Origin of the sequence: Bacillus bingmayongensis, from assembly GCF_000299035.1 — a bacterium.
Taxonomy (GTDB): domain Bacteria; phylum Bacillota; class Bacilli; order Bacillales; family Bacillaceae_G; genus Bacillus_A; species Bacillus_A bingmayongensis.
Window position 1 is genome coordinate 105753 of record NZ_JH921520.1, and the last position, 26893, is coordinate 132645.

Below are 26893 nucleotides of genomic sequence, written 5' to 3' on the forward strand. Positions count from 1 at the left end.
ATTCCGTTTGAGCCATTGAAAACTATCGCTTCAATAATCATTATAATTGCTGTTCTATCTTGTTGTTTAAAGGTATTAAATCAGTTGTTAAAGAAAGTCTCCAATGGCGTGTAGTGATGTTTATCCTCTCATACAAATACTGTTTATTTATATTTTTTTACCCGCATTTTAGAGAATAGATAAAGTAAAAACTCGACTATAAAAATGATAAGAACAGATAAACCGAATAAAGGCATGGAAATACCTAATATTATCATAATAAGTATGAAGGCAAATATGCTTTTCTTATCTTTTTGTTTTGGCGGTGCTCCTAGCTTGCCTTGTGGTTTTCTTGCTAGCCACATTTTAACTCCGAAATAAATGAGGAATAGCAAGGATAAAGTTGTTAGTAAACAAAGTATTTTATTTGGCCATCCGAATAAATGTCCTTCATGAAGAGGAATACCATAAGAAAACCACTGTGCAAATAGCCCGTAATCACGATAGTCAATTTTGGAAATGAGAGAACCGCTATATTGATCAAAATAAGCAGTGATTTCTTCATTTGGTGATACGTTCATTCCCGTAATGCCTGATCCGCTCGATTTTGAAACGGTGAAAACTCCTTTGGCATCATTCGGTAAAGAAATGACGTATGGTTTTTCAATTTGAATCTTCTCTTCTAGGTCATTGATTGAAAGAGCGCCCCGTTTAGTTACATCTGATTGTGGAGGCGTTTCTTGTCTAGTTGCCCATGGCAATTCTTTAAACTTAGACTCTGGCGGTGCCATATATAATTTAGGATATCCTAGTGATTGATTGGAAGTTGCGATGTTATAAATTTGTTTTCCCATGAAACCGGACCAAGGTAATCCTGTTAGTATTAAGAGAATGAGTGGAATTGTAAATACAATCCCAATTGTCCAATGCAGTCGCTTAGAGTGTTCTCTAGCATTGGATACTAGAGTGTTTTTGAAACTTTTTATACTCATATATAAACCAGTAACAATTAAAAAAATGGTCCAGCAAGCAGCTAATTCAATTAAGTAGTTTACAAATGTACCACCAACGAGAAGAGAACTATGCAACTCACGCATGATATTTGCGAATGTTTCATTCGCATTTTGATCTCCAACAATTTGATTATGCTTGTCCAAATAAACATATTTTTGATCGCCTGTATATTCATTTTTCATTGTGAGCCTTGTATTATATTCATTTTCAAAATAGCTAATTTTCGTTACGTTATAGTGAGGATATTTCTTTTCTGTTAGCGAAATGGATTCAGTCATAGAAAGAGATTCTGTTTGATGACTATTTCCGAAATATAAATCCTTATAAATGAAATTTTCAACTTCCTCTCGAAACAGATATCCAATGCCACTAAGTGATAAAGTAATGAGTAGTGGTGCTATGAAGAGGCCGGCGTAAAAATGCCACCGCCAGAAAATATAGTGAAGCGATCGATTTAGTTTCATACTTTAGTTCCCCTAACCTTCCTTATATGAATAAAATACGTATTTAATATAACGGGATTAAGTGTGATTATTTTGAAAGAAGTGTGAAAAAAATAAAAAATCTTAGGGAAATAGGAAAAGACGTACAGCATGTGTACGTCTTTATGTTCTTGGCGTATAGAATATGTATGTAATTTACAATTGATTTGCTAAATATTTATGAACAACCGCCTTAGCAAGACAAAACGATGAATCCACAAAGCAAAGGTTATTTGACCCTGCGTTTGATACAACATTTAAATCGGTACAAGCTATAATAACGACATCCACTGCTTCAGATAATTCCATACAAAGTGTATGCCATAATTCGTTTGCTTTATTGATGTTCCCTGTTTTTATGCTAGAGATAATTTGAGTGATAATTGTTTGCCAGCTATTTTTATGTATATAATCCATGCCACGTTTTACAATCCAATCTTGATATATGCCAGATTGAATGGTTGCATCGGTCGCTAAGAGAGCTACTTTTTTTATATGATTTGGTATTTCTTTTAGTGTTTCATCTACCATATTTAAAACAGGAACTGACACTGAATTTTGTAACTGATCAAAATATAGGTGAGCGGTATTACATGGCATGGCAATAAAATCGACACCCGTACTTTCAAGTTTTTGTGCACCATTTATAATAGCTTTTTCCATAGCTTCATGATTAATGGATTTATCTATATAAAAAGGTGTCGGGCAAGAATAAATCATCATATGAGGAAAATCCATATCATGTTTGGCACCGTATATTTTTTGACATTGCTCTACGACTGTATCAACGAATGGACCTGTTGATTTTGGTCCCATTCCTGCTAGTATTCCGATCATTGTTGTACCTCTCCTTAATTTCGTAATCTAAAGTTAGAAATTCTTGTTTTTATCTACATGTTCCTTCTTTTTCGTACAAGATAAAGGAATAAGCCTATTAATACAACTGAATATGCAAGTGCCCATACAGTAAGCCAAAGCACGTGCGTAAGCAAATGATGTTCATATTGTCCAAGCATCATAAAACCATTGATAGGCGGGAAGAACCATAATAGTTCCGGCATGTCTTTTTTGAGGCGAATCGACGCAATCGTAATCAGTAATACAAAAGAAAGACTCAGCCAAGCTGTACTCGCTTTTCTAATGATGTTTCGTGTAAATAGTGTTGCAATTGAAATGCTGAGTATAGATAAAGAAAAATGTGCAAGGATACCAGTTATAAATAATGAGACTGTCATTTTTTCGTTAAACATTTGAAAGGCAATTGGATATATAACAGAGATAAGGGATAGAATGCTACAAATGAGAAGTACCGTTACATATTTACCAAGGTATAAAGTCCATATGTTTTTTGTATGTGAAAGGGTAATTTGTTCTTGAACAGGGTCTTCTGTATGAAACAGCGTAATGGTAATCCAAGCTGAAAGTAAATAGAGTATAAGGGAAGTTTCTAAATACGTTGTAACAATCGGATTTGGTTTGTAAGCATAGACAAAGAGTAAACTTACGATGTACATCGCGATTGGTGGAACATATTTATAGGACTTTGTATAATCAAGAAAATTGTAACGAATGAGCGCGAGCATAGGGATCCTCCTTTCGGTTAAGGAATTTAGGTTGTAGCAATGTAATGAACGCATCGTTATGTAATAAGTATTGAAGTATGTCATTTGTATAAGTCTTTTCAATTTGTAATTGAATGAGGTGCTGATTTGCGTTATATGTAACATGTATATAGCCGGATTGCTTCTGTAACTTTGTGATAGAAAAAGTGTGTGATACCGTTGCTTCTATGTAAGTATGTTCTTTCGGGATTGCATCAAATGTTAAAAGTTTATCCTCTGCAATTGTATGATTAGCGAGTGTCACAATTCGGTCGGCAAAGTTTTCTAATAGCTGTTTCTCATGACAAGTGAAGAGAATGGTAAGACCTTGTTTTTTCAATGAGAGAAATATATGTTCAAGTTCTTCTTGGGACCTTGGATCAAGTCCAGAAAGCGGTTCATCTAAAATTAATATATCAACATCACTAAGGAGTGCCTGCATGATACCTGTTTTTTGTTTCATTCCTTTTGAAAAATTTCTTATAACGGAATGATTGGCATGTTGTAAATGAAAAGTTTCTAGTAATGAGGGGATTTTGTTTTCTAAATGCTCTTTCGATAAACCATGAATACGACCGAGATGATATAAATACTCTTCGAGCGTAAAACGAATATCTTCTGGAAAATGTTCTGGTACATATCCGATTTTCATATTTGATGCTTTGTGGATTGTGCCTGCCGTAGGATGAATAAATCCAGCGATAACTTTGAGTAAAGTGCTTTTTCCAGTACCGTTGCCGCCGATAATGGCAACCGCTTGTCCTTTTGGAATTGATAAATGGATGTTTTCTAGTATTATCTGTTTGTCGTATTTCTTTTGTATACCCTTTAGTTCTAACAAAATGGTTCCCTCCTTCTCGTATCCATTATATGGTATATTTTGTTCTTGGAACAATAAAAAAAGCGCCGATATATTTAGCGCTTCTCAATTGCCACGATAAATGGCGGGTTGTTTTGTTGATTGATGAATCCGTAACGAAGTACGTGAGCTTGTTTTTGATCGAGCTCTTCGGCAAATTGCAATACGGCATCGCGTTCTACTTGTCCTTCTGGATGTCCGTGATAAATGACAAGGATGATGATGCCTTCTGGTGCCATTACTTCTAATAATTGTTCAATAGCAGCTATTGTTGAGTTTGGTTTTGTTACAATATGTTTGTCACCGCCGGGCAAGTAACCTAAGTTGAAAATTGCTCCTGTTACTTTACCTTTTGCTTCTTCTGGCAAGACGGATAATAATGTATCATGGCTATCGTGAATTAAAACAGTTCGTTCTTCAAGTCCTTTTTCTTTTAGGCGAACAGTCGAACTTTCAATCGCTTCACGCTGAATATCAAATCCAAATACTTTCCCGTTTTCTCCAACAATCTCCGCTAGAAAACAAGTGTCGTGACCGTTGCCAAGCGTTGCGTCTACAGCAAAATCACCTTCTTTAACAGCTGTTTGCAAAAGCGTGCGTGCAAACGGCAATACACGTTCTAATTTCATACTGGTTTCACCTCGTTTGCGTATTTTCCTTGCCAGCTTCCGCGGCGTACAAATTCCGCATCGATGGAATTTAATACTTCCCATTTATTTAAACTCCACATAGGACCAATCATTAATTCAGGTGGACCGTCACCTGTGATGCGGTGCACAATCATCTCTGCTGGCATGATTTCAAGTTGGTCAACAACAAGGCTTACGTAATCCTCAAGAGAGAGAAATTCTAGTTGTCCTTTTTCATATTGCTTTACCATTGGCGTTCCTTTTAATAAGTGAAGTAAGTGAATTTTAATTCCTTGTACATCCAGTTTTGCTACTTCACGTGCAGTTTCCATCATCATGTCATAGTCCTCAAGCGGCAGGCCGTTAATAATATGAGAGCATACTTTAATGCCGTGTTTACGAAGTTTGTTTACACCTTCCACATATGATGGATAGTCATGAGCACGGTTAATGAGATTCGCAGTGCGCTCATGAACAGTTTGTAGTCCAAGTTCTACCCAAAGGTATGTGCGTTTATTTAAATCAGCTAAATATTCAACAACATCGTCAGGCAAGCAGTCTGGACGAGTTGCGATGGAAAGACCAACAACGTCTTTTTCTGCTAAAAGTGGTTCGAATTTTTCTTTTAATACTTCTACTGGAGCGTGCGTATTTGTGTACGCTTGGAAATAAGCAATACACTTTCCGTCTTTCCATTTTGAGTGCATTTTTTCTTTCATTTCATGATATTGCGTTACAACATCCTCGCGGCGATCACCAGCAAAGTCGCCAGAACCAGCAGCACTGCAAAACGTACAACCGCCATATGCGACTGTGCCATCACGGTTCGGACAGTCAAAGCCAGCATCTAATGAAACTTTAAAGATTTTTTCGCCAAAGTGTTTTCGTAAGTGATAATTCCACGTATGGTAACGTTTATTGTCATTTGTATATGGAAAAGGGTTTTGAACCTTCATAACATATCCCTCCTAAAGCCTAAAATGAAACAAAATCCATTATAACATACTCATAAGGTCGATATGGAAGGGACACACTAAAGGGGAATTAAAGGCAAGGAGGAAACAAAATGGCAGAGCGTCAATCACTTGAAGAATACATCACGCAAGCTGAGCAAGCGATAGAATATGCAAAAGAGCAATTAGATATCGGAAGTAGACAAGAGCATTACAATACAATGGAGTATTCCGATGCACAATTACAATTAGAACAAGCTTATAATGATTTACAAATTATGCAGCAACATGCGAATGATGAACAGCGTGAGCAGTTAAATCGTGCACGTATGGCAGTTCGTCAATTGCAGCACCAAATGATTGTTACACCGCACTAATAAGGAGTGAATGTAATGGCAAAACGTTCAGATCAAAACAATCCAGAGCAAAAAACGCAAAATGGACATAACGCTGAGTTTTCAAATGAACTCGATCCAGTTGTTGAAGCAAAACAGCGTAATCGTAAAAAAGGACAACCGCAAAAATCGAAGCAATCAGAGTAAACCAGGTCGAAGTATGACCTGGTTTTATTTTTTGCATTTTTTCATACTTACATTATAATTAAGTTTCAATAAGAAGAGTAACGGAGGAATAAACAATGATTGCACATATTGGTACAGTAGCGATTTACGTAGATGATCAACAAAAGGCACTTGAGTTTTGGACAGAGAAAGCGGGATTTGAAGTATATCGTAACGATCCGATGGGACCAAATGCGAGCTGGATTGAAGTAGGACCAAAAGGGACACGTTCTCACTTAGTCATTTATCCCAAAACAATGATGCCAAATGCAAATGAGTTAAAGGCATCTATCGTATTTGTAACAGAAAATATTACAGAAACGTATGAAACAATGAAGAACAACGGTGTAGAATTTACGCAAGAGCCAAACGAAATGCCTTGGGGTACATTCTCTATCTTTAAAGATAATGAAGGAAATGAGTTTGTTTTAAAAGGTTAAAATGATAAAAGGAAAAGCTGAGCTTACATGGCTCAGTTTTTTTATGTTCTTCATGGTAATTGTGGTACATTCTATATAGAGAGAAATATTAAAATAATTAGTTTCTTATAAAACACGACGGGAAAAGCTAAAGGGCAGGGAACATAGATGAAAAATACTATGGAAACAAAAGTTGCTAATGTACAGGAGAAACTCAATGTATTTGGTAGCAAATCTTTTTCTCAACCAGTAATTGCAGGAAGTGTTGGTGTGAAAGGCGCCGCATCTTTCAAAGAAGATGTACAAGCTGCTGAATTCAGTGTAATCGGTGATTGTGTAATTCGGGGAAGTTTAACCGTTAAAAGCTTTAGCAATTCTGGTGCATGCAAAATTAAAGGGATAAGTCAGTTTAATGAAATGAAAAACATCGGTAGTTGTAGATTAGGAAAAGTGCAGACGAAACATATATATTCATCGGGTACTTTATCGGTGAAAGAAGATGTGCATGCAGAATCATTTACAGTACAAGGGGCTGTTCGAGTACATGGAAATCTACAGGCGAAAAAGATTGGAATACAATTTATTTCACCTAGTGAATTGCAAAATGTTGAAGGCGATATAATTATGATAGTGCCATCTCGTAAATTTATATCTCTTACAAGCTTTATTCCAGGCATAAAGAAAAGAATTGCTTGTAAAACGATAACAGAGAACGACATTACTTTGAGTAAAACAGAGGCATCCCTTGTGTCTGGTCATCATATAAAAATTGGTTCAAATTGCCACGTGGGTGAGGTTGAATATAGCGGCACATTAGATATAGATCCGTGTGCGAGTGTTGGAAAGATAACACGTGTTTAATATGCCTTTCGAGATACTTTAAAATAACAAACGGCTCAATATGTTACATGTAACATATTGAGCCGTTTTATTTATATTACAAAAATGTAAGGTAAATGTAATGTTAACCAATAGCAGATACTCAGGAAAAGGAGCAGAATAGGAAAAGGAAAACAAAGCGTAGGAGGATATATATGAATAAACCAGTTGTAGACGTAAAAAACGTCCAAAAAGTATACGGTAAAAAAGGCGAAAATCAATCACACGCATTAAAAGGTGTATCATTCTCCATTCAAGAGGGTGAATTCGTTGGAATCATGGGACCATCTGGTTCAGGGAAAACAACGTTACTAAATGTAATTTCAACATTAGATAAGGCAACGGGTGGTGTTGTTGAAATTGCTGGGACGGATATTACGAAAATGAAGCAAGGTGAGCTTTCTGATTTCCGCTCTCAAAAGTTAGGATTTATTTTCCAAGACTTTAACTTACTAGAAAATCTATCAATTTATGAAAACATTGCATTGCCACTTTCACTCCAAGGTGTTCCATCACGTAAGATTGGACCAAAAGTAGAAAAGGTAGCAGAAATGTTAGGGATTTCAGCAATACTTCAAAAGTATCCATCTGAAGTATCTGGTGGACAAAAACAACGTTCAGCGGCAGCGCGTGCGCTTGTGCATGAACCAGCAATCATTTTAGGAGATGAGCCAACAGGAGCGCTCGATTCTAAAAACGCAACAAGTCTTTTAGATGCGATGACAAATTTAAATGAGGAACAAGGTGTTTCTATCATGATGGTTACTCATGATCCATACAGTGCAAGTTACTGTCAGCGTATTTTGTTCATCCAAGACGGAGAGTTATACAAAGAAATTCACCGCGGTGGTACGCGTGAAGCGTTCTATAAAGAAATTTTAGATGTGCTTGCAGACTTAGGTACACAAAAAGCATAAGAAAGGAGGGTCAAGCATGTTATTTAAGCTTTCTATGTCAGGACTAAAAAGTAAGCTGAAAGATTACATCGTCTTACTTGTTGGTCTGGTGATGTCAATTTCAATTTTTTACATGTTTCAAACGCTAGCGCTTAATAAAGCGTTTCTTGAATCTAACGCTGTTATTCAATCTATTGGATTTGTATTCCAAGCCGGTTCATTCTTATTAGCAATCATAACGTTCTTCTATATTTTATATGCAAACTCTTTTTTACTATCGCTTCGTCAAAAAGAGTTCGGCATGTATATGATGTTAGGTGCAAAAAAGCATAAAGTTACACTACTTATGTTTATTGAAACAATGGTACTAGGTGCTGCATCACTTGCAGTCGGAATCGCAGTTGGTGTGGGGTTTGCAGAAGGTATTGGTCAGTTATTAATGAAACAGCTTGAATTTGCTGGAGAAGGTTATAAATCATTTTACATTCCATCAATGACTGTTACATGTGTTTTCTTCTTTGCACTATTTGTGTTATCGGCAATTATGAACAGTATTAAGTTATCACGTATTTCTGTATTGCAACTTGTACATGCAGATGCGCAAACAGAGCGTGTTGCAGTAAAAGGGAAAATGACAGGCGTAATTGCATTTCTTGCCATTATTTTATTAGGTATTGGTTATGCATCTATGATTTATATGGAAAAATTAAGAGAAATGGGAATTCTTATAGCGTTAATTACAACAACAGCCGGTACGTATATGTTGTTCGGATCGCTTCTACCATTCATCATTAAAAAGTTAAAGGGCAATAAGAAGCGTAGTGAGAAAGGACTTAATGCCTTTACATTTGCGCAATTAAATTTCCGTATTAATAGTTTAACGAAGGTGCTTGCAACAGTTGCAATGTTAGTTGCGCTTGGTGCAGGGGCAATTTCAGGCGGTATGGCGTTTAAAAATAACGTTATAAAAACTGTTGATGGATTAGAAATATACGATTCAATTGTGCACACTCCAACAGTTGAAGAAAAGAAAGTTTTAGATGGTATTACATTTAAAGAAAAGAGCGAATATCGTTACAAAGTAGATGATAAATATGTTTATTATTTAAAAGAAGATTTAGAGAAAAATCGTCCTTTCGTAAAAGATGTTAAAAATATTAAAGGAATGAAAGATCTTGCTAAGGTGAAAAAAGCTTCAGAAGAATTACCAGTAGGAGCGATTTCAAGTTTCAGCCAAGAAAAGTCTGATAATGTAATTCCGGAAGAGTGGGAGGATGCTTTCAGAACGTTAGAGCCATTTTACGTGCATCCTGATCGAACAATTAAAATTGTCGATCAAAAAATGTATGATGGCTTGAAAGGTGCAGAGGGTACTGTATTCATTGGAAAAACAGATGATTTCTTAACATATACAAAAGAATGGAAAAAACTTGACGAGTTGCAGCTAGTTAAATATAAAAATGTAAAAGCTGAACAATTGAGAAGTAAATATCAAGCATATGATATGTTCTATGGAGTTGCTAGCGGAACAGTATTCATGGGCTTCTTCCTCGGAATTGCTTTCTTAGCGATGATGGCAAGTTGCTTAATGTTTAAAATTCTTTCTGGTGCATCGAAAGATATTACACGTTACCAAATGCTTCGTAAAATCGGTGTTCGCCGTGAGTTATTAACGAAGTCAATCTATAAAGAGTTATTCTTAGTGTTCTTATTCCCAGCAATCGTGGGTATAGCTCACGTATTAGTTGGTATGAATATTTTTGGATTTATCTTAATTGATCCATATTTCCGTATTTGGTTACCAATTGTAATTTTCGTAGTCATTTATGCGATTTACTACTTCATTACAGTTCAATTGTATAAAGGAATTGTTCTTCCGAAAGAAGATTAAGTTTTCGAAATACCGAGCAGAGGGTGCTCGGTATTTTTTATTTTGTTTCCAATGGAAAATGAATGTGTTTTCAGAAAAATAATAAAAAACACTTGTTATGTTACTTAATTATAGTATATTATATAATTAAGTAACATAAAGTTATGGTGTAAGGAGGTGAGAATTGAAAAGTTAGAGAAACGAAAGGAGGAATTCTACTTGCATAAAGAAGATGGATCTTTACTTGAAGTAATAGGTTTAATGCTGAGGTCAAAAGATGTTTTACTATTTTCACCGTTATCTCTCATTATTTTTCTAGTTTCAACTTATTTTTATAATAGTAAATTTCCAAATTATAAATATCCGGAATTTTTCGGGATATTAAAGTATATTGCTCCAGTTGTTTAGCTTGGAAAATTTCAATAACAGATTAAATTAAGGAATTATAAATGGATAATGCATGGAAATCTTCTAATATGATAAGGTAAAATGAACAAGATAATTAGAAAATTTACCGATCATAAGATGAGGAGAATACATGTATGGAATGTGTAGAGGCGTTAAAAGATATAAATCAAATTCAGGCTATGAAAAAATATTTAAAAGAACATTCAGAGCGTGATTACCTTTTATTTGTTATTGGGATTAATACGGGCTTGAAAATTACAGAACTATTAAGTATTAAATTCGAAGATGTATTAAATGAAGATGGAACTGTTAAAGATTTTTACTCTCTTCCTGTGAAAGATGAAAAATTTAAACAAGATATTTATTTAAATACAAAAGTAAAAGAAGCACTTTTGGATTACGTACAATCTTCTGTTGTAGAAAGAGGGAATTACGTATTTCAATCTAATAAAACAAAAAATCCGATTACGCGCCAGCAAGCTTATCGTGTTATTCATCGTGCAGCTGAAGCAATTGGGATTTCTGGTAAGATTGGAACGAATTCAATGCGAAAAACATTTGGATTCCATGCGTATAAAAGAGGAATAGCGATTGCGTTTCTTCAAAAGCATTTTCATCATGCGACTCCATCAGAAACATTAAAGTATTTAGGAATTTCGAAAGATGAAAAGTTTAAAACAGAAATTGATGTGGATTTGTAAAAGGGAAGAGCCTTAACTAAAAAATTTTAGGAGGCGTGTATATGAATATTAGAGAAAGTGAACTTCCGGGTATTGGATGTAAATTTGAAGTCATAACAAAAGGTAATGAAAAAATGGTTATCGTTATTCATGATGATGGGCGAAGAGAAATGTATCATTTTGATACTGACCATGAAGAAAGTATTTCAAGCATTTCTCTTCGTGACTCTGAAGCGAGGCAAATCGCTGCCATATTAGGCGGAATGGTGTACAGACCGCAAGCTTTAGATACGATTGAAATGGCTTTTGAAGGCTTATCGATTGAGTGGTTTAAAGTGGAAAATAATGCACCAGCGATTCAGCAAACAATCGGTAGTTTAAGTATTCGAAAAACGTATAACGTAACTGTCATTGCTATTTTGAAGAAGAATATGAAGAAATTTTTTAATCCAGGCCCAGATTCTATTATTGATGCTGGTGATATGTTGGTATTATCAGGAGAACGGCATGAAGTGAAAAGAATCATTAAGGAGTTACTTTCAGCAGGAGGTGATTCATAGTCGATGGATACTTTAATTTTTGAAGTTGGAACTGCGTTAGTATTAGTGGCGTTTGCGGCTATCCTTGCTGCAAGGTTGAAGTTCTCGATTATTCCGTTTCTCATTATCCTCGGTATGTTAGTGGGACCACATGCCCCAGACTTAGGAATTATAGACTTAAGGTTCATTGAAAGTGGAGAAGTAATTGCTTTCCTTGGCCGTATTGGTGTCATATTCCTTCTGTTTTATTTAGGGTTAGAATTCTCAATGAAAAAATTAATTAAATCAGGAAAATCAATCGCCATTGGAGGAACAATTCACATATCACTTAATTTTACATTAGGTTTACTTTATGGGTATGTAATGGGTTTTCCGCTATTAGAAACATTAATTATTGCCGGGATTATTACAATCTCATCAAGTGCCATTGTAGCGAAAGTAATTGTTGATTTAAGAAGAACAGGTAATAAAGAAACAGAGCTAATTTTAGGAATCATTATGTTTGATGATATCTTTTTAGCGGTATATTTATCTGTCGTTTCAGGCTTAGTACTTGGAGGTGCGACTTCATTTGTAGGAGCTCTGACGTCTGTTTTAATTGCGCTAGGATACATGTTACTATTCTTTGTGATTGCTAGAAAAGCTACACCGTTCTTGAATAAAGTATTAGATATTTCGTCGAATGAAATCTTTATTATCGTCATATTCGCTATTTTATTCTTTGTAGCTGGATTCTCAGAAACAATCCACGTTGCTGAGGCGATTGGAGCTTTATTATTGGGACTTGTTTTTTCTGAAACAGAGCATAGTGATCGAATCGAGCATCTGGTAATTCCGTTTCGTGATTTCTTTGGAGCTATATTCTTCTTCAGCTTCGGTTTAAGTATAGATCCTTTTTCGTTAGGTGGAGCTGTTTGGCTAACGTTAGGAGCAGTTTTGATAACTATCATCGGTAACTTTACAGCTGGAATGATTGCTGGACGTAAAGCCGGGTTATCACATAAGGCTTCTACGAATATCGGGTTAACTCTTGTATCACGCGGAGAATTCTCCATTATTGTCGCTAATATTGGGATAGCTGGTGGCTTAATGGCAACAATTAAACCATTCTCAGCCCTATATGTTTTAATATTGGCATCGTTAGGACCTTTACTAACGAAGGAATCTGCGAGAATATATTCTCTATTGGACAAAATATTTAAATGGAGCTCTAAAGAAAGTGCAAAACGGAAAAAAGAAGTTGGATGATTTTTTGTAAGAGAACGATTCCAGTGTTATAGAAGTTAGTTCAAAAAACTTTAAATTGGGTAGGTTATTCATTCTTAAATGGATACTAAAGGCAGTTGCCAAAAATGATTATATAGAGTAGAATCCTGTATTAAAAGTGTTATTTTTAATATGGGATTTTTATTTTGAGTTAAAAAGATATTTTGATATAGATTATAATGTGAACGAGAGAGGGTGATTCAATTGGCTAAAAGACTAAGACAATTGAAAAACGTTTCGGTGATCTGGGCGCTTCTAAGTTAAAAACAATTTAGAAGCGAGGAATCACGATATGGAAAATCAAAAAATATTTAATCGATCATTTATTTGTTTATTTCTTAGTAATTTTTTTGTATTTATAGGATTTGAAATGGTGCTGCCTATTTTGCCAGCTTATTTAATAAGTGTGAATGCCAATTCCATTCAAGTAGGTTTAGTTACAACGTTATTTACGATAGGTGCTGTATGTATTAGACCTTTAATCGGATATTATTTAATTGATAAGAAAGGGAAAAGTTTAGCTATTGGTGCAAGTGTAGCTTTAATGATTGTTACACTCATATATCCGTTTCTGAATGTTGTATGGTTGTTTTTACTCATACGAATTTTTCACGGAGTGGCTTGGGGTGTATCAACAACTGCTAACAGCACAATGGCTGTGGAGTTAATTCCTAAGGCGCGATTAGGAGAAGGAATGGGATATTTTTCTGTTTCAACAACGGTCGGAGCTATTATCGCACCGAGTATAGGGATTTTTATCTACGGATCTTTTTCCTTTGATATTTTAATTTGGTCGTCAGTAACGCTTAGCTTGCTAGCAGCTATTATGCTTCAATTTGTTCATGCTCCCACTCCTGTAAAGAGAGAGAAGCAACCATTTCGCTTTTTTGAGATGATTTTTGAAAAAGAAGTATGGTTCCAAGCGTTACTAGCAGTTGTTACAACACTTGGTTTTGGAGCGATTCTTACGTTCATCGTCCTATTTGGTAAACAACAAGGACTAGAGCATATTTTCTTGTTCTTTCTTATCAATGCAATTGTTTCAACTTTATTACGACCTTTTACTGGGAAATGGTATGACAAAAAAGGGCCTTGGTCAATTATTATTGTCTCAGCTATATTAGGATTTTTATCGCTTGTCATATTGTCTTATGCGATAAATGATTTGTATCTTATTGTTGCAGCGATTTTATTTGGCGCAGGCTATGGTACTATTATGCCGTGTTTACAAACATGGGCAGTTCAAAAGGTTAGTGAAGAGAAAAGTGGAGCGGCAAATGCAACCTTCTTTTCAAGTTTTGATGTTGGCGTTGGGATTAGTGCATTTGCATTAGGAATTTTAGCGAAGTGGCTGATTTTAGAGATGCTCTTCCGAATGGTTAGTGTAAGCTTTATCGTTGTAGCTATTTTAGTGTATATAGATTATGTGAAAGAAAAGAAAAAACGTTAAATCAATCCGCCTCTCTATGTAGAGGCGGATTTTTTGTACAGGTTATTATCTGAATTTCATCAACTATTAATCAGTTGCCTTCCTATTTAAAAAAGACTACAATCTTACTATTATGGATAGAACGAAGAAAACAGAATAGGAGGGGGAACTATGCCAAGAAAAGTATGGCTATTAGTAGCTGGGATGATTATTAATGTCACGGGTGCTTCTTTTTTATGGCCTTTTAATACAATTTATTTACATGATCATTTAGGAAAATCGTTATCTGTGGCCGGAATGGTGTTAATGATTAACTCACTTACTGGTGTAATTGGTAATTTACTCGGCGGTGTTTTGTTTGATAAATGGGGCGGATATAAGTCAATTTTAGTTGGGATTGTGATTACACTATTATCAATTTTAGGTCTTGTATTCTTCCACGGTTGGCCATTATATGTTGTGTGGCTTGCATTAATTGGATTCGGTTCAGGAATGGTCTTTCCATCGATGTATGCGATGGTTGGTACGGTTTGGCCAGAAGGCGGGAGAAGAGCATTTAATGCGATGTATGTTGGACAAAACGTTGGGATCGCTGTTGGAACAGCGTGTGGTGGTTTAGTTGCTTCTTATCGTTTTGATTATATTTTCTTAGCGAACTTTATTTTATACTTTATTTTCTTCTTAATTGCTTTTATTGGATTCCGTGGCATGGAAGATAAGAAAGAACAAGGTGTACAAGAATCAGTTAAAACAGAAAAAGGTTGGTCGCTTACACCAGGATTCAAGGCGCTTCTTATCGTATGTGTAGCGTATGCTTTATGCTGGGTTACATACGTACAGTGGCAAGGTGCAATTGCGACGCATATGCAAGAACTAAATATTAGTCTACGTCATTACAGCTTGTTATGGACGATAAATGGGGCAATGATTGTTTGTGCGCAGCCGCTCGTAAGTATGATTATTCGTGCAATGAAGCGTTCTTTAAAGCAGCAAATTATGATTGGAATCGGTATTTTTGCGGTGTCATTTATTGTGCTTAGTCAAGCACAGCAATTTACAATGTTCCTTGTCGCAATGGTGACATTAACAATTGGTGAATTATTTGTATGGCCAGCTGTGCCAACGATTGCGAATATACTTGCGCCAAATGATAAACTTGGTTTTTATCAAGGTGTTGTAAATAGTGCGGCGACTGTTGGAAAAATGTTCGGACCAGTTGTCGGCGGAGCTATCGTTGACTTATACAATATGGAAGTATTGTTTATCGCAATCATGGTAATGCTTGTAATAGCGCTTATCGCAACGAGTATTTATGACAAACGAGTAAAAGTCGAAGAAACAGTAGAAGAAAAAATTGCAGTTTAGTTTGACGGAACATGTAACATGTTTTAGAATATATTTAATTAACTCATATGTGTAATAACAGTGAGAAGGAGTAGTAGTAATAGAAGCTGGTTTAGAGAGTTGACGGTCGGTGCAAGTCAATCCACGTTTCGTTATGAACTCGCCTTTGAGTTGCAGTTGTGAACTAAAGTAGCAATTGCCGTTAATCCACGTTACGGATCTAAGCGAATGTAAATAGTAGTGCTTGTTCAAAAAGGAGGATAAAGAAATCGGGTAACGATCTTTACCGGACGTTTTGAACATCCTTTATTACATTAATTTAGGGTGGTACCGCGGGAATCTATAACCTCTCGTCCCTTTCTAGGGATGAGAGGTTTTTTGTATTTTAGGCGGTGAAAATAAATAGAATTTGAAGGAGGATATCTCATGAGCTTTAATCATCAAGAAATTGAGAAGAAGTGGCAAGCGTATTGGGAAGAGAATAAAACATTCCGCACGCCAGATGAGACAGAAAAACCAAAATTTTATGCACTAGATATGTTCCCATATCCATCAGGAGCTGGGCTACACGTAGGACATCCAGAAGGATATACGGCAACGGATATTTTATCTCGTATGAAACGTATGCAAGGCTATAACGTTCTTCATCCAATGGGATGGGATGCATTCGGTCTTCCAGCAGAGCAATATGCACTTGATACTGGAAACAGCCCAGCAGAATTTACAGAGAAAAACATTAACACGTTCCGTAACCAAATTAAAGCACTTGGTTTCTCTTATGATTGGGACCGTGAAGTAAATACAACAGATCCAAACTACTACAAGTGGACACAATGGATCTTCTTACAGCTATTTGAAAAAGGATTAGCTTACGTAGATGAAATTCCTGTAAACTGGTGCCCAGCACTTGGTACAGTACTTGCGAACGAAGAAGTTATCGATGGTAAGAGTGAGCGCGGCGGACATCCTGTTGAGCGTCGTCCAATGAAACAATGGATGTTAAAAATCACTGCATATGCAGATCGTTTACTTGAAGATTTAGATGAACTTGATTGGCCAGAAAGCTTAAAAGATATGCAGCGTAACTGGATCGGTCGTTCTGAAGGTGCAGAAGTACATTTCAATATCGATGGTACAGATAAGAAGTTTACAATTTTTACAACGCGTCCTGATACGTTATTTGGTGCGACGTACTGCGTACTTGCTCCAGAGCATGCACTTGTTGCAGAAATTACAACTGCGGATCAAAAAGAAGCAGTAGAAGCGTACATTGACTCTGTAAAAGCGAAAAGTGATTTAGAGCGTACAGAGCTTGCGAAAGAAAAAACAGGTGTATTCACTGGTGCTTATGCAATTAACCCAGTAAACGGTGAGAAATTACCAATCTGGATCGCTGACTATGTTCTTGCAACTTACGGAACAGGTGCTGTAATGGCAGTTCCAGCTCATGATGAGCGTGACTATGAGTTTGCGAAAAACTTCGATCTTCCAATGAAAGAAGTTGTAAAAGGTGGAGACATCACAAAAGAAGCACATACAGGTGATGGCGCACACGTAAACTCAGCGTTCCTTGATGGTCTAAATAAAGAAGAAGCAATCGCAAAAATGATTGAATGGCTTGAAGTAACAAGTGCAGGGAATCAAAAAGTAACATATCGTCTTCGTGACTGGTTATTTAGCCGTCAACGTTACTGGGGTGAGCCAATTCCAGTTATCCATTGGGAAGATGGCACAATGTCAGCTGTGAAAGAAGAAGAATTACCATTAGTTCTTCCAAAAACAGAAAACATTCGTCCATCTGGTACAGGTGAATCACCACTTGCAAACATCGAAGCGTGGGTAAATGTTGTAGATCCTGAGACTGGTAAAAAAGGTCGTCGTGAAACAAACACAATGCCGCAATGGGCAGGTAGCTGCTGGTACTACCTACGCTACATCGATCCAAACAATAGCGAAGCACTTGTAGATCCTGAAAAAGTAAAACAATGGCTTCCAGTTGATATTTATATCGGTGGTGCAGAGCACGCTGTACTTCACTTACTATATGCTCGTTTCTGGCATAAAGTATTATATGATATCGGTGTAGTTCCAACGAAAGAGCCATTCCAACAACTATTCAACCAAGGTATGATTCTAGGTGAAAACAACGAGAAAATGAGTAAATCAAAAGGTAACGTTGTAAACCCTGATGATATCGTAGCAAGCCATGGTGCAGATACACTTCGTCTTTACGAAATGTTCATGGGACCATTAGATGCTTCAATTGCTTGGTCTGAAAACGGTCTTGATGGAGCTCGTCGCTTCTTAGATCGCGTATGGCGCCTATTCGTTCAAGATAACGGTGAATTAAGTGAGAAAATCACAGATGCACCTAATAAAGAACTTGAAAGAGCATACCATCAAACAGTGAAAAAAGTTACAGAAGACTATGCAGAGCTTCGCTTTAACACTGCAATTTCTCAAATGATGGTGTTCATCAATGACGCATATAAAGCAGAAACACTTCCGAAAGAGTATGTGGAAGGTTTCGTGAAAATGATTGCGCCAGTTGCACCGCACGTTGCGGAAGAGCTTTGGAGCAAACTTGGATACACTGAAACAATCACATATGCAAGCTGGCCAACATTTGATGAGTCTAAACTTGTAGAAGATGAAGTTGAAATCGTTGTTCAAGTTATGGGTAAAGTTCGTGCAAAACTGAAAACGAAAAAAGACGCATCAAAGGAAGAAATGGAACAACTTGCTATCGAGGCAGTTAAAGAGCAAATTGAAGGGAAAACAGTTCGTAAAGTAATTGTTGTTCCTGGAAAACTTGTTAATATCGTTGCAAATTAATAGGAAAGAGCAGTCCTCATGAGAGGGCTGCTCTTTTTTTTGAGACAACTGAAAAAAGAGCGGAATTCATGCATAGACAAACACCTATTTTTCTATATGAAATATGATAAAAAAGGTAGGCTAATTTGAGAAGAAGAGGTGAAAGAAATGAAAGGGATGGACAATAATGCACCGCACGGTTTTATGCCAGGTGAGACGGATGGTTATGCACAGATGATGCCAATGGAGGGACATGGACAGCAAGGATATGGTGGAATCCCAACATGGATGGGAGGGGCACAAGGAGGAGTTCCTGGAGGAGGGCCAACTACATTTTCAACATTTGTAGGTGGGGCACAAACTGGCTTTCCTGCACCGGTTGGTCCACAGCCGGGGTTTGGTGGTATTGCTCCTATTCTAGTAGGAGGAGTAGGTACGTCTCCGCAAGTAATTCATGGGCACCATGGACATCATGGACACCATGGACACCACGGACATCATGGACATCATGGACACCACGGACATCATGGACACAACGGACATCATGGACACAACGGACATCATGGACATCATGGACATCACGGACACAACGGACATCATGATCATCATGGACACCACGGTCATCAAGGTCATCAAGGTCATCAAGGTCATCACGGACATCATGGTCAGCACCATCAGCAATATCAAACATGGTATAGCGGAGTTGGGGCTTCGGCAGGGCATGTTGGACATTAATGGAGTAAATAAAAACCAAAAAAATTCTCTTGTACGCAAGGGGATTTTTTTATTTGGGAATAGTAAAAGGGAGAAGGGAGGCGTATTACACATGGGAAAAGGTAGAAGTAATAATGCTGGTAAAAAACAACCGAATTTCGATGATTCATCTAATTTTGCTAAACAAAGTCAACCGACAGAACCAAAGAAGAAGTAAAGACAGGCTTCCATCAGTGGAGGGCTTACTACACGAAAAGGAGTTATCTATAAGGATGACTCCTTTTTCTATGGAGCTTTCCTTTTGTCTTTGATAGTGTTTTGTGTCCTTATATGTTCTTCCTCTCTATTTTTTATCCCGCTATTTGCGGGCAGACCCCCACCTCAAAATTCAGCGAGAGCAAAGAAGTTAGGTGGGGGATCAACTGCCCGTAAAAACCCGGTTCGTGAGGGCTAATAATCAATGGGGATGAAGAAAACCTCCACTGATGGAAGTTTCGCTTTATTTCCCTGCTTTTTCTAATGCTTCTTGACGTTGACGCTCAATTTCAGCACGGAGTTGTGGTTCTGGTGCTTGCCAGCCCTCTGGTTTTAAAATTTTTCCGTCGCCTTCGCGGAAGCGTGGTTTTCCATCAGCAAATAGCTTTGCCATATTTGCATTGTTTACAATTTCAAAGCCTTTATCAGGACGAACTCCCATTTCTGCAAATGTTCCAAATGCGAAATAAATAAGGTCAATTAACGCATCGTATTGATCTTCTACAGTATTTGCTTCTAAAAATTCCTCTAACTCTTCTTGCATAAAGCTTGCGCGGATTTTTGCACGTTTTTCAGTTAATTTTGTTGGTACATCTGTAACAGGATGTCCAAATACCTCGTGCATTTTTGCAACAAGTTCATATCCTTTATCTAAACCTTTTTCGTTAGCCATGTTGTTTCATCCTTTCTCGTTTTGTGCCGAGTTTCATTGTAACATAAGGAGATTATTTAATAAAAAGAACATCCTATATGAAATAAGATGTTCCTTTATTTCTACTCTTCTTTCTTTATTAAAAATGATAAAACAAGATCAATGCTAAACATTCCCACAAGTAGCATTGGTATGACAACAAGCAAATAACGTGTAAATGAAACATTTTTTAAGTATGTATGAGCAAATAAAAAGACGCCGAGAAACAGAATACCATTTAAAATAGGTTTTACTAACTTTTTAGACATAAGCTCCCCCGTAAATATCTTTTTCCCTCTATAAATAATTTTGTAAGTAATATAAAAAACTCCTCTCTCCGTTGTATCACGCCCGGAAGAGGAGTTCAATCATTATCTGACATTTTGAGGGAACTATATTCACTATTATTCGATTACACCTGAATTTGTAATATCAACTTCATACTTTACTATGATAGGGACGTCTTTGTACATTTTTTTCCATTCTTCTAACTTAAATGGTCGATAGCGTTGTCTAAATTTAGCTCCTAGTCCGAGGGGATCGACATTTAGAGATTGAAATTTTTTGATGAGTTTTGCGGCTGTAATATTTAATTGATTTTCAACTTCTCGTGATATTTTTTTTGTGTTCTTTTTATTATCTAGGTTTATTTGTTTTGAAAGTTCTTGAATGCGTGCGTCCATTTTTACTTTGATTAAAAAGGAAGGTTTTCCATTTGTTATATTTACAGTGTACGTTGGTTTGGAATGTATATTATTAATTATTGTATATCCATCATTACTTTTAAATTCATGTGAATCTAATCGATGTTTTTCCAATAACCCTTTAAAAATAAACATATCTTGAGGATCAATTTTTCCGACATACTTATCCTTTTTTAAAAGTCCAATGCCAGTGATTTTGATTTTGTCTTGACTCTTTTTTAGGATAGGCATATAAGAATCTTGTCCTTCACGATAATAACGAAATGCCCCTAAGTATAAGTTATCTTTTGGTAAAGGACCTGTATTCATGTTATGTTCTAACAATTTTTTTATATAGATAGCAACATTAGCAGAAGTAGCATATTTTCCTGTTAATAGCTCCAGTCCATTTCCTTCTAACAATCCAACATATAAAGAGTTCCCGATAGTTACATCACGAAGAAGGGTATCAAAAGTGGCAGACATTCCTTTTTTGGCAATTCTTGTAGTAAATAAAGCAATACGCATTTGTCCGCTTGCAAATGGTTGAGAAGATTCTAAAGAAGTATCAGCTTTTACTTGTTTAACAACATTACCTGTTCCCTCAAAGACCTGTACTTTATTTCCTTTTTGTTGCACGGGACAAACAGATGTTACCTTTATTTTATTATTTTTTGCTGTATCAAAAACAACCCCTTGAATTAACTGAATATCATCAACAATATTTTTTTGCAAACAGCCTGTTAGGGTAAACAGACAGATACATGAAAGAAGCGTTAGTTTTCTCTTGATTTTTTCCATTTTCTTTTCACCCACACAATAAGAAATAAGATTGGGATGTATATATATATTAGCCAAAAACTAATTCTGGAAACATAACTAATAAAATCGTTGATATCATGTCTGTTTGTTAGAAGCTGTGACACAATAATTGTAATGAATATAAAAGAAAGTAAAATGTATTTCTGCTTTACATGAAAGATTTCATGCGTCCCTCTTGTAGCTGCCCATAGTGGAAGAATAAAACTTGTAAGAATTACAAGTGCATAGCCGGAGATGGCAATGTATTCTAGTCGTTCGATAAAGGGTAATTTAATAACTTGTGTCATGGAAAGCTGAGACCAAATTATTTTTGATAACTGTTTTTCACTAAAAAAGGTGAACGCTAAAATTGTACTAAATAAATATAAAATATTAGAAAATAATGCACCATATTGTGCGAACTTGTGAGACTTCTCGGGATTTTTCACAAATGGGTATATCATAAGAAGGATTTCAAAGCCTGTCATACTATAGACTGACAATTGAGATGCTTTTAAAATATCTCCAAAAGAATGAGAAAAAACAGGAAGTAAATTTTCCCAATGTGCGTATTTCAGGATAAAGAAGCTAAGGAAAATATAACCGACTGTCCCGCCAACAGAAATGACACAAATGCCGGTAAGTACACGAAATCCTGATGAGATGATGTAGTAACTTAATAAACAGAAAAAGATTGTGAACATCCAAGTAGAACCAGTAGGAAACATCCATACTTGAACAATCTCAACATATGTTCGAATAACGGATATACTTACAACGAAAAAATACAGCATGAATACAATACTAATTCCATTACCGATCCACTTTCCAAAGGTTTGCTGGTGAAGATCTATTATGTTGCCTTCTGTATTTTTTAATAAGTAATACATCATCCAAACGAGAATGTGAATGATGATTCCTACGATGAGAACACCAATCCAAGCGTCATAGCCCGCAACTTTGGCAATAATGCGTGCAAACCCAAGAACTCCAGCACCGAACTGTGCACTATGAATCAAGAATAAAACAAATATAGGAGATACTTGATATTTGGTTTTGACTTTACTCATATGTGCACCTCGTTTCTTATTCATCAAAATCAGATGTATGTTTTGTTGAAATTCCTTTTGCTGATTTTTTTACGTGCTGCGGCCTTGCTTGAATATCTCTTGTATCAATCATAGATAATGGGAATCTAATCCAGGAATCTTTTAGTGCTTGTTGCCTTGCTGGATAAAAGAGTGCGAATGGTTTCCGTAAGGAAGAAAGCCTAAATAGATGAGTAAATAAAAAGATAAAACCGAGTGAAATTCCTAATAGTCCACCTAATTCTGCGAATAAAAGGAATGGAAATCGTAGTAAACGAACTGCATTCCCCATCTTATAAATCGGTGTGATAAAGGAAGCTAATGCGGATAAAGCGACAATGATTAATAAAATATTACTCGTTAGTCCTGCTTGAACAGATGCTTGTCCGATTACGATACCACCTACAATACCGAGTGTTTGGCCTACTTTCATTGGCAGTCTAGCCCCGGCCTCTCTAAGCAAATCAATAGCCAGTTCTAGAAAGAGCGCTTCTATTAAAGGTGGAAAAGGGACTTGTGCTCTTGATAAAATTAATGTTTCGAGTAGATCACTTGGAATTAATTCGTAATGATAACTTAAAATGGCAACATATAACGGTGTTGCACAGATGGAAAACAGAACAGCGATTAGTCGTAAAAATCTTGAAAACGTAGCGTAAAGCCAAGAAACATTGTAATCCTCTGGTGAAACGAAAAAGTCAAAGTATGAAACAGGACTGAGTAAGACGCTTGGTGAACCATCCACAAAAATAGCAATTTTCCCATCAATTAATGCAGTTGTTACTCGGTCTGTACGTTCTGTATTAATAAATAATGGGAAGATTGACTTTTCTCCCAGCAATTCTTGAATATAGGAGCTGTCGTTTATTTGATCGTATTCAATTGCACGAAGCGATTCTTCTAAATAATCAACACTGTCTTTTTCAGCAAGATTCTCTAAATACATCATGACAACTTTTGTTTTAGAGAATGTCCCAATGATAACTTCCTTTGTTTGTAGTGCTAACACTGGAAGGCGTCTACGTACTAAGTTAATATTGGTATCAATATCCTCTACAAACCCCTCTTGTGGACCAACAACTGTAGATTCATTTAATGGAATAGATGGCGCCCGATAATTATCAATTGTGATATTTGCTAAAATACATTTTTGATCTTGTTCATGTAACTGTACGATAGCGTGACCTTTTAAAACCATATCTTCAATTTTTTGAAGATCATTTGTAATCGTAATTCCGCTCATTGGAATATGTTCTTTTAATTCTTCCAATGTAGAACATGTACGCTCTAGTAAGGCAGGCATTAAATACTTTTGTAGTTTTTCACCATCAAGCGATGGGCGGTAATAAGAAATCCAGTAGGGCATTGTTTCGTCATCTGACGTGTGATAGCTTACAAAATCACTAGATGCTTTTAGATTTTTAATTAAATCTTGTAGAGAGTGGATATGTTCCTTTTTCGGTTTACTAAAGTCATAAATACTGTTAGTACTGCTATTGGTTTTTTCGCTCTCGTGCTGCTGTGTTTTTCGTTCTTGTCTCGTAATGTGAACTGAGTGCTTGGGTTGTTTCTTACTTTCTTGCTTATTACTTGGATGCTGCTGTATTTGTTTAGTATGTTTCGTAGTCTGGCTGGATTGTTGATTCTGTTTCTTTTGTTCTTGCTCGGTGCTTGCCTGCTGTTTTTTCTTATCTTGCATTGTCTCTTTAGCGTATTCTTGCTGTTTATTTTTTGGATTTTCTTCTTGATTTGTAGCCTGCCTCTGTTGATCTGAGGTCGCTTCGTTTAAGCCAGTATTGTTCGTCTTCTTTTTCTTACGTAACCATTTCCATATCATATGTATTCCCTCTTTAATGATGTAAGATAATGTTAGTTTGTGGTGATTTTTGTATATTATGCACGTATTTAAGAGAGGTAGAGAAGAAATGGTTTTATACTCAAAAATATCCAAGTAGGAAGGTTTTTCTTTTCAAAGTGTTTAATAATTTCGGTAAGAAGAAATTATGGTTGTGTAATTTAACTTTGTTTTTAGGAAATGGAAGCAGAAAAAAGATGTGAGATGGAGATTCTTGGTGGAGGAGGAAAACTGATGCTACACGTGAAAAAAGAAAGATTTCATTTAAATGAATTCACATTTGAAAATGGTATAAAAATTCCTGTTCAGATTGGATATGAGACGTACGGTAAATTAAATCGAGAAAAATCAAATGCGATTTTAGTCTGTCATTATTTCAGTGCAACGAGCCATGCAGCTGGAAAATATACAGAAGAAGATCCATTTCCAGGTTGGTGGGATGGACTAATTGGACCGGGGAAAGCAATTGATACAGATCACTATTTTGTAATATGTACTGATAACCTTTGTAATGTACAAGTGAAAAGTCCTTATGTGATTACAACGGGACCAAAATCAATTAATCCAATAACGGGATCAGAATATGGGATGGAATTTCCGGTATTTACATTTTTAGATGTAGCACGTGTGCAGCATGAATTAGTGAAGGATATGGGGATTACAAAGTTGCATGCGGTAATGGGACCGTCAGCTGGTGGAATGATTACGCAGCAATGGGCTGTTCATTATCCACATATGGTAGAGCGGATGATTGGTGTAATTACGAATCCGCAAAATCCAATTGTAACATCAGTTAATGTTCTGCAAAATGCAATTGAATCTATTCAGTTAGATCCAAAGTGGAATGATGGGAATTATGGGGATGAACAACCGATGAAAGGATTACATTTAGCAAGGAAGATGATGTTTATCAATGCATTCGATGCTCATTATTACGAAACGACCTTTCCGCGTAATAGTGCGGAAACAGCACCTTATGAGAATTTCTCAGCACTAACATCATTTGAAACAAATATAAATGCATTGACATTGCAAAATATTGCTTTTGTAGATGCTAATTCATGGATGTATACAGCGAAAGCGACATTATTGCATGACATCGCACATGGTTTTTCTTCTTTAGAAGAGGCACTTTCTCAAATAGAGGCAGATGTGCTTATGATTCCGTGTAAGCAAGATTTACTGCAGCCTTCTCGTTATAATTATAAAATGGTAGAGATGCTTCAAAAACAAGGGAAATACGCGGAAGTTTATGAGATTGAAAGTATAAATGGTCATATGGCGGGTGTATTAGATGTTCATTTATTTGAAAAGAAAGTGGATGAGTTTTTAAAGAGAAGAGTGTCTAGTCGTGTATGAAAAAAAGTGCGAGCGGTTAAGCAAGCACTTTTTTTAGATGATTTTTAAACGGAAGACATATGCACCAATGCACAATCCAAAACAAGCTATACTAAGTAATAAATAAATGAATGATCGTTCTTGAGAGGATTGTGTAGGTTTTCTTTTGTTAAATATACCGAGTGAAATGATAGAAAGAATAAAAAAAATGAAACCTATAAAGAAAAGAAAAAGTGTCATTTCGATCGATTCCTTTCGTAAAACAAGTATATTGAGAATACAATGTGAGTGTTGTATTTGTAAAGAGGATAAATTTATAAAAGGGTTGAAAAAGAATAAGACTATGAAAAGTTTCAGTTCTTTGCGTTCGTACTTTTGCATGCTAAAATTGGTGATGGGTGGATTAGTAGAAAAACTTATTACTTAAAGTTTCATTGTATATAAGGAGGAGCGACACATATGACAGAAGTAAAAACAATTACAACAGAAGAAGTGCAAGAGCGTTTAGAAAACGGAGAAACGTTATTTTTAGTAGATGTACGTGAAGATGAGGAAGTAGCACAAGGAAAAATCCCAGAAGCTGTACATATTAAAATGGGGGATATCCCGAACAAAGTAGATTTCTTTGATAAAGAAAATGAATATATTTTCATTTGTAGATCAGGAATGCGCAGTGAAAATGTATGTCATTATTTAAATGAACAAGGATTTAAAACAGTGAATATGGTCGGCGGTATGCTGCAATATGAAGGTGAAATTCAATAATTTATCCTTAAAACTTGAAACGTGTCTGTTTCAAGTTTTTTTCTTTTGCATACAGTGTACAAAAGAATTTTTTTGTAGAAAG

27 protein-coding genes and 1 other annotated feature are annotated in these 26893 nt (G+C 36.1%); of the genes, 16 read left to right on the top strand and 11 right to left on the bottom strand.

The window, feature by feature from the left end; genetic code table 11:
* Positions 1-143 precede the first annotated feature (143 nt).
* From Y7E_RS0124065 to mnmL, 6 genes are all read right to left on the bottom strand, one after another.
* A complete protein-coding gene (locus Y7E_RS0124065; RefSeq protein ID WP_017153769.1) occupies positions 144-1457 on the bottom strand; it encodes a PepSY-associated TM helix domain-containing protein in 1314 nt (437 codons plus the stop codon).
* Positions 1458-1631: 174 nt separating this feature from the next.
* Positions 1632-2312, bottom strand: coding sequence for an aspartate/glutamate racemase family protein (locus Y7E_RS0124070; RefSeq protein WP_017153770.1), 681 nt, complete (start codon positions 2310-2312; stop codon positions 1632-1634).
* A gap of 53 nt (positions 2313-2365) precedes the next feature.
* On the bottom strand, positions 2366-3058 hold the full coding sequence (locus tag Y7E_RS0124075; protein ID WP_017153771.1) for a hypothetical protein: 693 nt from the start codon (positions 3056-3058) through the stop codon (positions 2366-2368).
* Positions 3027-3920 carry an ABC transporter ATP-binding protein gene (locus Y7E_RS0124080; RefSeq protein WP_026049333.1) on the bottom strand — a complete coding sequence of 298 codons (894 nt, stop codon included), beginning with the start codon at positions 3918-3920 and terminating at the stop codon, positions 3027-3029. The genes Y7E_RS0124075 and Y7E_RS0124080 overlap by 32 nt, the downstream gene beginning before the upstream one ends.
* Before the next feature lie 71 nt (positions 3921-3991).
* Complete coding sequence (gene mnmM, locus Y7E_RS0124085; RefSeq protein ID WP_017153773.1) at positions 3992-4564, bottom strand: tRNA 5-(aminomethyl)-2-thiouridylate-methyltransferase MnmM; 573 nt, start codon at positions 4562-4564, stop codon at positions 3992-3994.
* Positions 4561-5520 carry a tRNA modification radical SAM protein MnmL/YtqA gene (mnmL, locus tag Y7E_RS0124090; RefSeq protein WP_017153774.1) on the bottom strand — a complete coding sequence of 320 codons (960 nt, stop codon included), beginning with the start codon at positions 5518-5520 and terminating at the stop codon, positions 4561-4563. Before mnmL ends, mnmM begins: the two co-directional genes overlap by 4 nt.
* A gap of 110 nt (positions 5521-5630) precedes the next feature.
* Here mnmL and Y7E_RS0124095 point away from each other — a divergent pair, with 110 nt between their 5' ends.
* The 14 genes from Y7E_RS0124095 to Y7E_RS30310 all read left to right on the top strand — a co-directional run bounded on the left by Y7E_RS0124095 (position 5631) and on the right by Y7E_RS30310 (position 19356).
* Complete coding sequence (locus tag Y7E_RS0124095; protein WP_017153775.1) at positions 5631-5894, top strand: YtzC family protein; 264 nt, start codon at positions 5631-5633, stop codon at positions 5892-5894.
* Positions 5895-5909: 15 nt separating this feature from the next.
* Positions 5910-6059, top strand: coding sequence for a hypothetical protein (locus Y7E_RS0124100; protein WP_017153776.1), 150 nt, complete (start codon positions 5910-5912; stop codon positions 6057-6059).
* 95 nt (positions 6060-6154) lie between these two features.
* Entirely contained in the window at positions 6155-6517 is a 363-nt protein-coding gene (locus Y7E_RS0124105; protein WP_017153777.1) for a VOC family protein, read from the top strand.
* Positions 6518-6664: 147 nt separating this feature from the next.
* Positions 6665-7357 (top strand): hypothetical protein, encoded by a 693-nt coding sequence (locus tag Y7E_RS0124110; RefSeq protein WP_017153778.1) that lies wholly within the window; start codon positions 6665-6667, stop codon positions 7355-7357.
* A 173-nt stretch (positions 7358-7530) separates the two neighbouring features.
* Positions 7531-8292, top strand: coding sequence for an ABC transporter ATP-binding protein (locus Y7E_RS0124115; protein WP_017153779.1), 762 nt, complete (start codon positions 7531-7533; stop codon positions 8290-8292).
* Between the two features lie 16 nt (positions 8293-8308).
* Positions 8309-10162, top strand: coding sequence for an FtsX-like permease family protein (locus tag Y7E_RS0124120; RefSeq protein WP_017153780.1), 1854 nt, complete (start codon positions 8309-8311; stop codon positions 10160-10162).
* Between the two features lie 198 nt (positions 10163-10360).
* Positions 10361-10549, top strand: coding sequence for a hypothetical protein (locus tag Y7E_RS0124125; RefSeq protein ID WP_017153781.1), 189 nt, complete (start codon positions 10361-10363; stop codon positions 10547-10549).
* A 134-nt stretch (positions 10550-10683) separates the two neighbouring features.
* Positions 10684-11250, top strand: a complete 567-nt coding sequence (locus Y7E_RS0124130) for a tyrosine-type recombinase/integrase (protein WP_017153782.1) — start codon at positions 10684-10686, stop codon at positions 11248-11250.
* A 41-nt stretch (positions 11251-11291) separates the two neighbouring features.
* The gene (locus Y7E_RS0124135; RefSeq protein ID WP_017153783.1) at positions 11292-11789 is read left to right on the top strand and encodes a cation:proton antiporter regulatory subunit; all 498 of its coding nucleotides are present in this window, start codon (positions 11292-11294) and stop codon (positions 11787-11789) included.
* A 3-nt stretch (positions 11790-11792) separates the two neighbouring features.
* Entirely contained in the window at positions 11793-13016 is a 1224-nt protein-coding gene (locus Y7E_RS0124140; protein ID WP_017153784.1) for a cation:proton antiporter, read from the top strand.
* Between the two features lie 310 nt (positions 13017-13326).
* Positions 13327-14484 (top strand): MFS transporter, encoded by a 1158-nt coding sequence (locus tag Y7E_RS0124145; protein WP_017153785.1) that lies wholly within the window; start codon positions 13327-13329, stop codon positions 14482-14484.
* A 150-nt stretch (positions 14485-14634) separates the two neighbouring features.
* Positions 14635-15828, top strand: a complete 1194-nt coding sequence (locus tag Y7E_RS0124150) for an MDR family MFS transporter (RefSeq protein ID WP_017153786.1) — start codon at positions 14635-14637, stop codon at positions 15826-15828.
* A gap of 51 nt (positions 15829-15879) precedes the next feature.
* Positions 15880-16168 (top strand) — a binding site (T-box leader).
* A gap of 65 nt (positions 16169-16233) precedes the next feature.
* The gene (leuS, locus tag Y7E_RS0124155) at positions 16234-18642 is read left to right on the top strand and encodes a leucine--tRNA ligase (protein ID WP_017153787.1); all 2409 of its coding nucleotides are present in this window, start codon (positions 16234-16236) and stop codon (positions 18640-18642) included.
* A 147-nt stretch (positions 18643-18789) separates the two neighbouring features.
* Entirely contained in the window at positions 18790-19356 is a 567-nt protein-coding gene (locus Y7E_RS30310) for a hypothetical protein (RefSeq protein WP_017153788.1), read from the top strand.
* A gap of 478 nt (positions 19357-19834) precedes the next feature.
* Here the strand turns inward: Y7E_RS30310 and Y7E_RS0124170 are convergent, their stop codons facing one another.
* The 5 genes from Y7E_RS0124170 to Y7E_RS0124190 form a co-directional block, all read right to left on the bottom strand.
* A complete protein-coding gene (locus Y7E_RS0124170) occupies positions 19835-20263 on the bottom strand; it encodes a pyrophosphohydrolase domain-containing protein (RefSeq protein WP_017153790.1) in 429 nt (142 codons plus the stop codon).
* A 101-nt stretch (positions 20264-20364) separates the two neighbouring features.
* Complete coding sequence (locus Y7E_RS0124175) at positions 20365-20550, bottom strand: hypothetical protein (RefSeq protein WP_017153791.1); 186 nt, start codon at positions 20548-20550, stop codon at positions 20365-20367.
* A gap of 135 nt (positions 20551-20685) precedes the next feature.
* Positions 20686-21765: a Ger(x)C family spore germination protein gene (locus Y7E_RS0124180; RefSeq protein ID WP_017153792.1), complete on the bottom strand. Its 1080-nt coding sequence runs from the start codon at positions 21763-21765 to the stop codon at positions 20686-20688.
* Positions 21741-22835, bottom strand: a complete 1095-nt coding sequence (locus tag Y7E_RS0124185; RefSeq protein WP_026049334.1) for a spore germination protein — start codon at positions 22833-22835, stop codon at positions 21741-21743. The genes Y7E_RS0124180 and Y7E_RS0124185 overlap by 25 nt, the downstream gene beginning before the upstream one ends.
* Before the next feature lie 16 nt (positions 22836-22851).
* On the bottom strand, positions 22852-24690 hold the full coding sequence (locus Y7E_RS0124190; protein ID WP_017153794.1) for a spore germination protein: 1839 nt from the start codon (positions 24688-24690) through the stop codon (positions 22852-22854).
* Between the two features lie 252 nt (positions 24691-24942).
* Between Y7E_RS0124190 and Y7E_RS0124195 the strand changes: the two genes are divergently transcribed.
* A complete protein-coding gene (locus Y7E_RS0124195; RefSeq protein WP_017153795.1) occupies positions 24943-26067 on the top strand; it encodes a homoserine O-acetyltransferase family protein in 1125 nt (374 codons plus the stop codon).
* Positions 26068-26505: 438 nt separating this feature from the next.
* Positions 26506-26811, top strand: a complete 306-nt coding sequence (locus Y7E_RS0124200; protein ID WP_000141217.1) for a rhodanese-like domain-containing protein — start codon at positions 26506-26508, stop codon at positions 26809-26811.
* Positions 26812-26893 lie beyond the last annotated feature (82 nt).

Bases quoted from the DNA above. Each gene is read 5' to 3' on its own strand.
- Y7E_RS0124130 (WP_017153782.1), top strand. From the start codon at position 10,684: ATGGAATGTGTAGAGGCGTTAAAAGATATAAATCAAATTCAGGCTATG.
- mnmL (WP_017153774.1), bottom strand. From the start codon at position 5,520: ATGAAGGTTCAAAACCCTTTTCCATATACAAATGACAATAAACGTTAC.
- Y7E_RS0124185 (WP_026049334.1), bottom strand. From the start codon at position 22,835: ATGAGTAAAGTCAAAACCAAATATCAAGTATCTCCTATATTTGTTTTA.
- Y7E_RS0124105 (WP_017153777.1), top strand. From the start codon at position 6,155: ATGATTGCACATATTGGTACAGTAGCGATTTACGTAGATGATCAACAA.
- Y7E_RS0124120 (WP_017153780.1), top strand. From the start codon at position 8,309: ATGTTATTTAAGCTTTCTATGTCAGGACTAAAAAGTAAGCTGAAAGAT.
- Y7E_RS0124115 (WP_017153779.1), top strand. From the start codon at position 7,531: ATGAATAAACCAGTTGTAGACGTAAAAAACGTCCAAAAAGTATACGGT.
- Y7E_RS30310 (WP_017153788.1), top strand. From the start codon at position 18,790: ATGAAAGGGATGGACAATAATGCACCGCACGGTTTTATGCCAGGTGAG.
- Y7E_RS0124190 (WP_017153794.1), bottom strand. From the start codon at position 24,690: ATGATATGGAAATGGTTACGTAAGAAAAAGAAGACGAACAATACTGGC.
- Y7E_RS0124145 (WP_017153785.1), top strand. From the start codon at position 13,327: ATGGAAAATCAAAAAATATTTAATCGATCATTTATTTGTTTATTTCTT.
- Y7E_RS0124195 (WP_017153795.1), top strand. From the start codon at position 24,943: ATGCTACACGTGAAAAAAGAAAGATTTCATTTAAATGAATTCACATTT.
- Y7E_RS0124100 (WP_017153776.1), top strand. From the start codon at position 5,910: ATGGCAAAACGTTCAGATCAAAACAATCCAGAGCAAAAAACGCAAAAT.
- Y7E_RS0124140 (WP_017153784.1), top strand. From the start codon at position 11,793: ATGGATACTTTAATTTTTGAAGTTGGAACTGCGTTAGTATTAGTGGCG.
- Y7E_RS0124170 (WP_017153790.1), bottom strand. From the start codon at position 20,263: ATGGCTAACGAAAAAGGTTTAGATAAAGGATATGAACTTGTTGCAAAA.
- Y7E_RS0124065 (WP_017153769.1), bottom strand. From the start codon at position 1,457: ATGAAACTAAATCGATCGCTTCACTATATTTTCTGGCGGTGGCATTTT.
- Y7E_RS0124200 (WP_000141217.1), top strand. From the start codon at position 26,506: ATGACAGAAGTAAAAACAATTACAACAGAAGAAGTGCAAGAGCGTTTA.
- leuS (WP_017153787.1), top strand. From the start codon at position 16,234: ATGAGCTTTAATCATCAAGAAATTGAGAAGAAGTGGCAAGCGTATTGG.
- mnmM (WP_017153773.1), bottom strand. From the start codon at position 4,564: ATGAAATTAGAACGTGTATTGCCGTTTGCACGCACGCTTTTGCAAACA.
- Y7E_RS0124095 (WP_017153775.1), top strand. From the start codon at position 5,631: ATGGCAGAGCGTCAATCACTTGAAGAATACATCACGCAAGCTGAGCAA.
- Y7E_RS0124150 (WP_017153786.1), top strand. From the start codon at position 14,635: ATGCCAAGAAAAGTATGGCTATTAGTAGCTGGGATGATTATTAATGTC.
- Y7E_RS0124075 (WP_017153771.1), bottom strand. From the start codon at position 3,058: ATGCTCGCGCTCATTCGTTACAATTTTCTTGATTATACAAAGTCCTAT.
- Y7E_RS0124135 (WP_017153783.1), top strand. From the start codon at position 11,292: ATGAATATTAGAGAAAGTGAACTTCCGGGTATTGGATGTAAATTTGAA.
- Y7E_RS0124110 (WP_017153778.1), top strand. From the start codon at position 6,665: ATGAAAAATACTATGGAAACAAAAGTTGCTAATGTACAGGAGAAACTC.
- Y7E_RS0124175 (WP_017153791.1), bottom strand. From the start codon at position 20,550: ATGTCTAAAAAGTTAGTAAAACCTATTTTAAATGGTATTCTGTTTCTC.
- Y7E_RS0124070 (WP_017153770.1), bottom strand. From the start codon at position 2,312: ATGATCGGAATACTAGCAGGAATGGGACCAAAATCAACAGGTCCATTC.
- Y7E_RS0124180 (WP_017153792.1), bottom strand. From the start codon at position 21,765: ATGGAAAAAATCAAGAGAAAACTAACGCTTCTTTCATGTATCTGTCTG.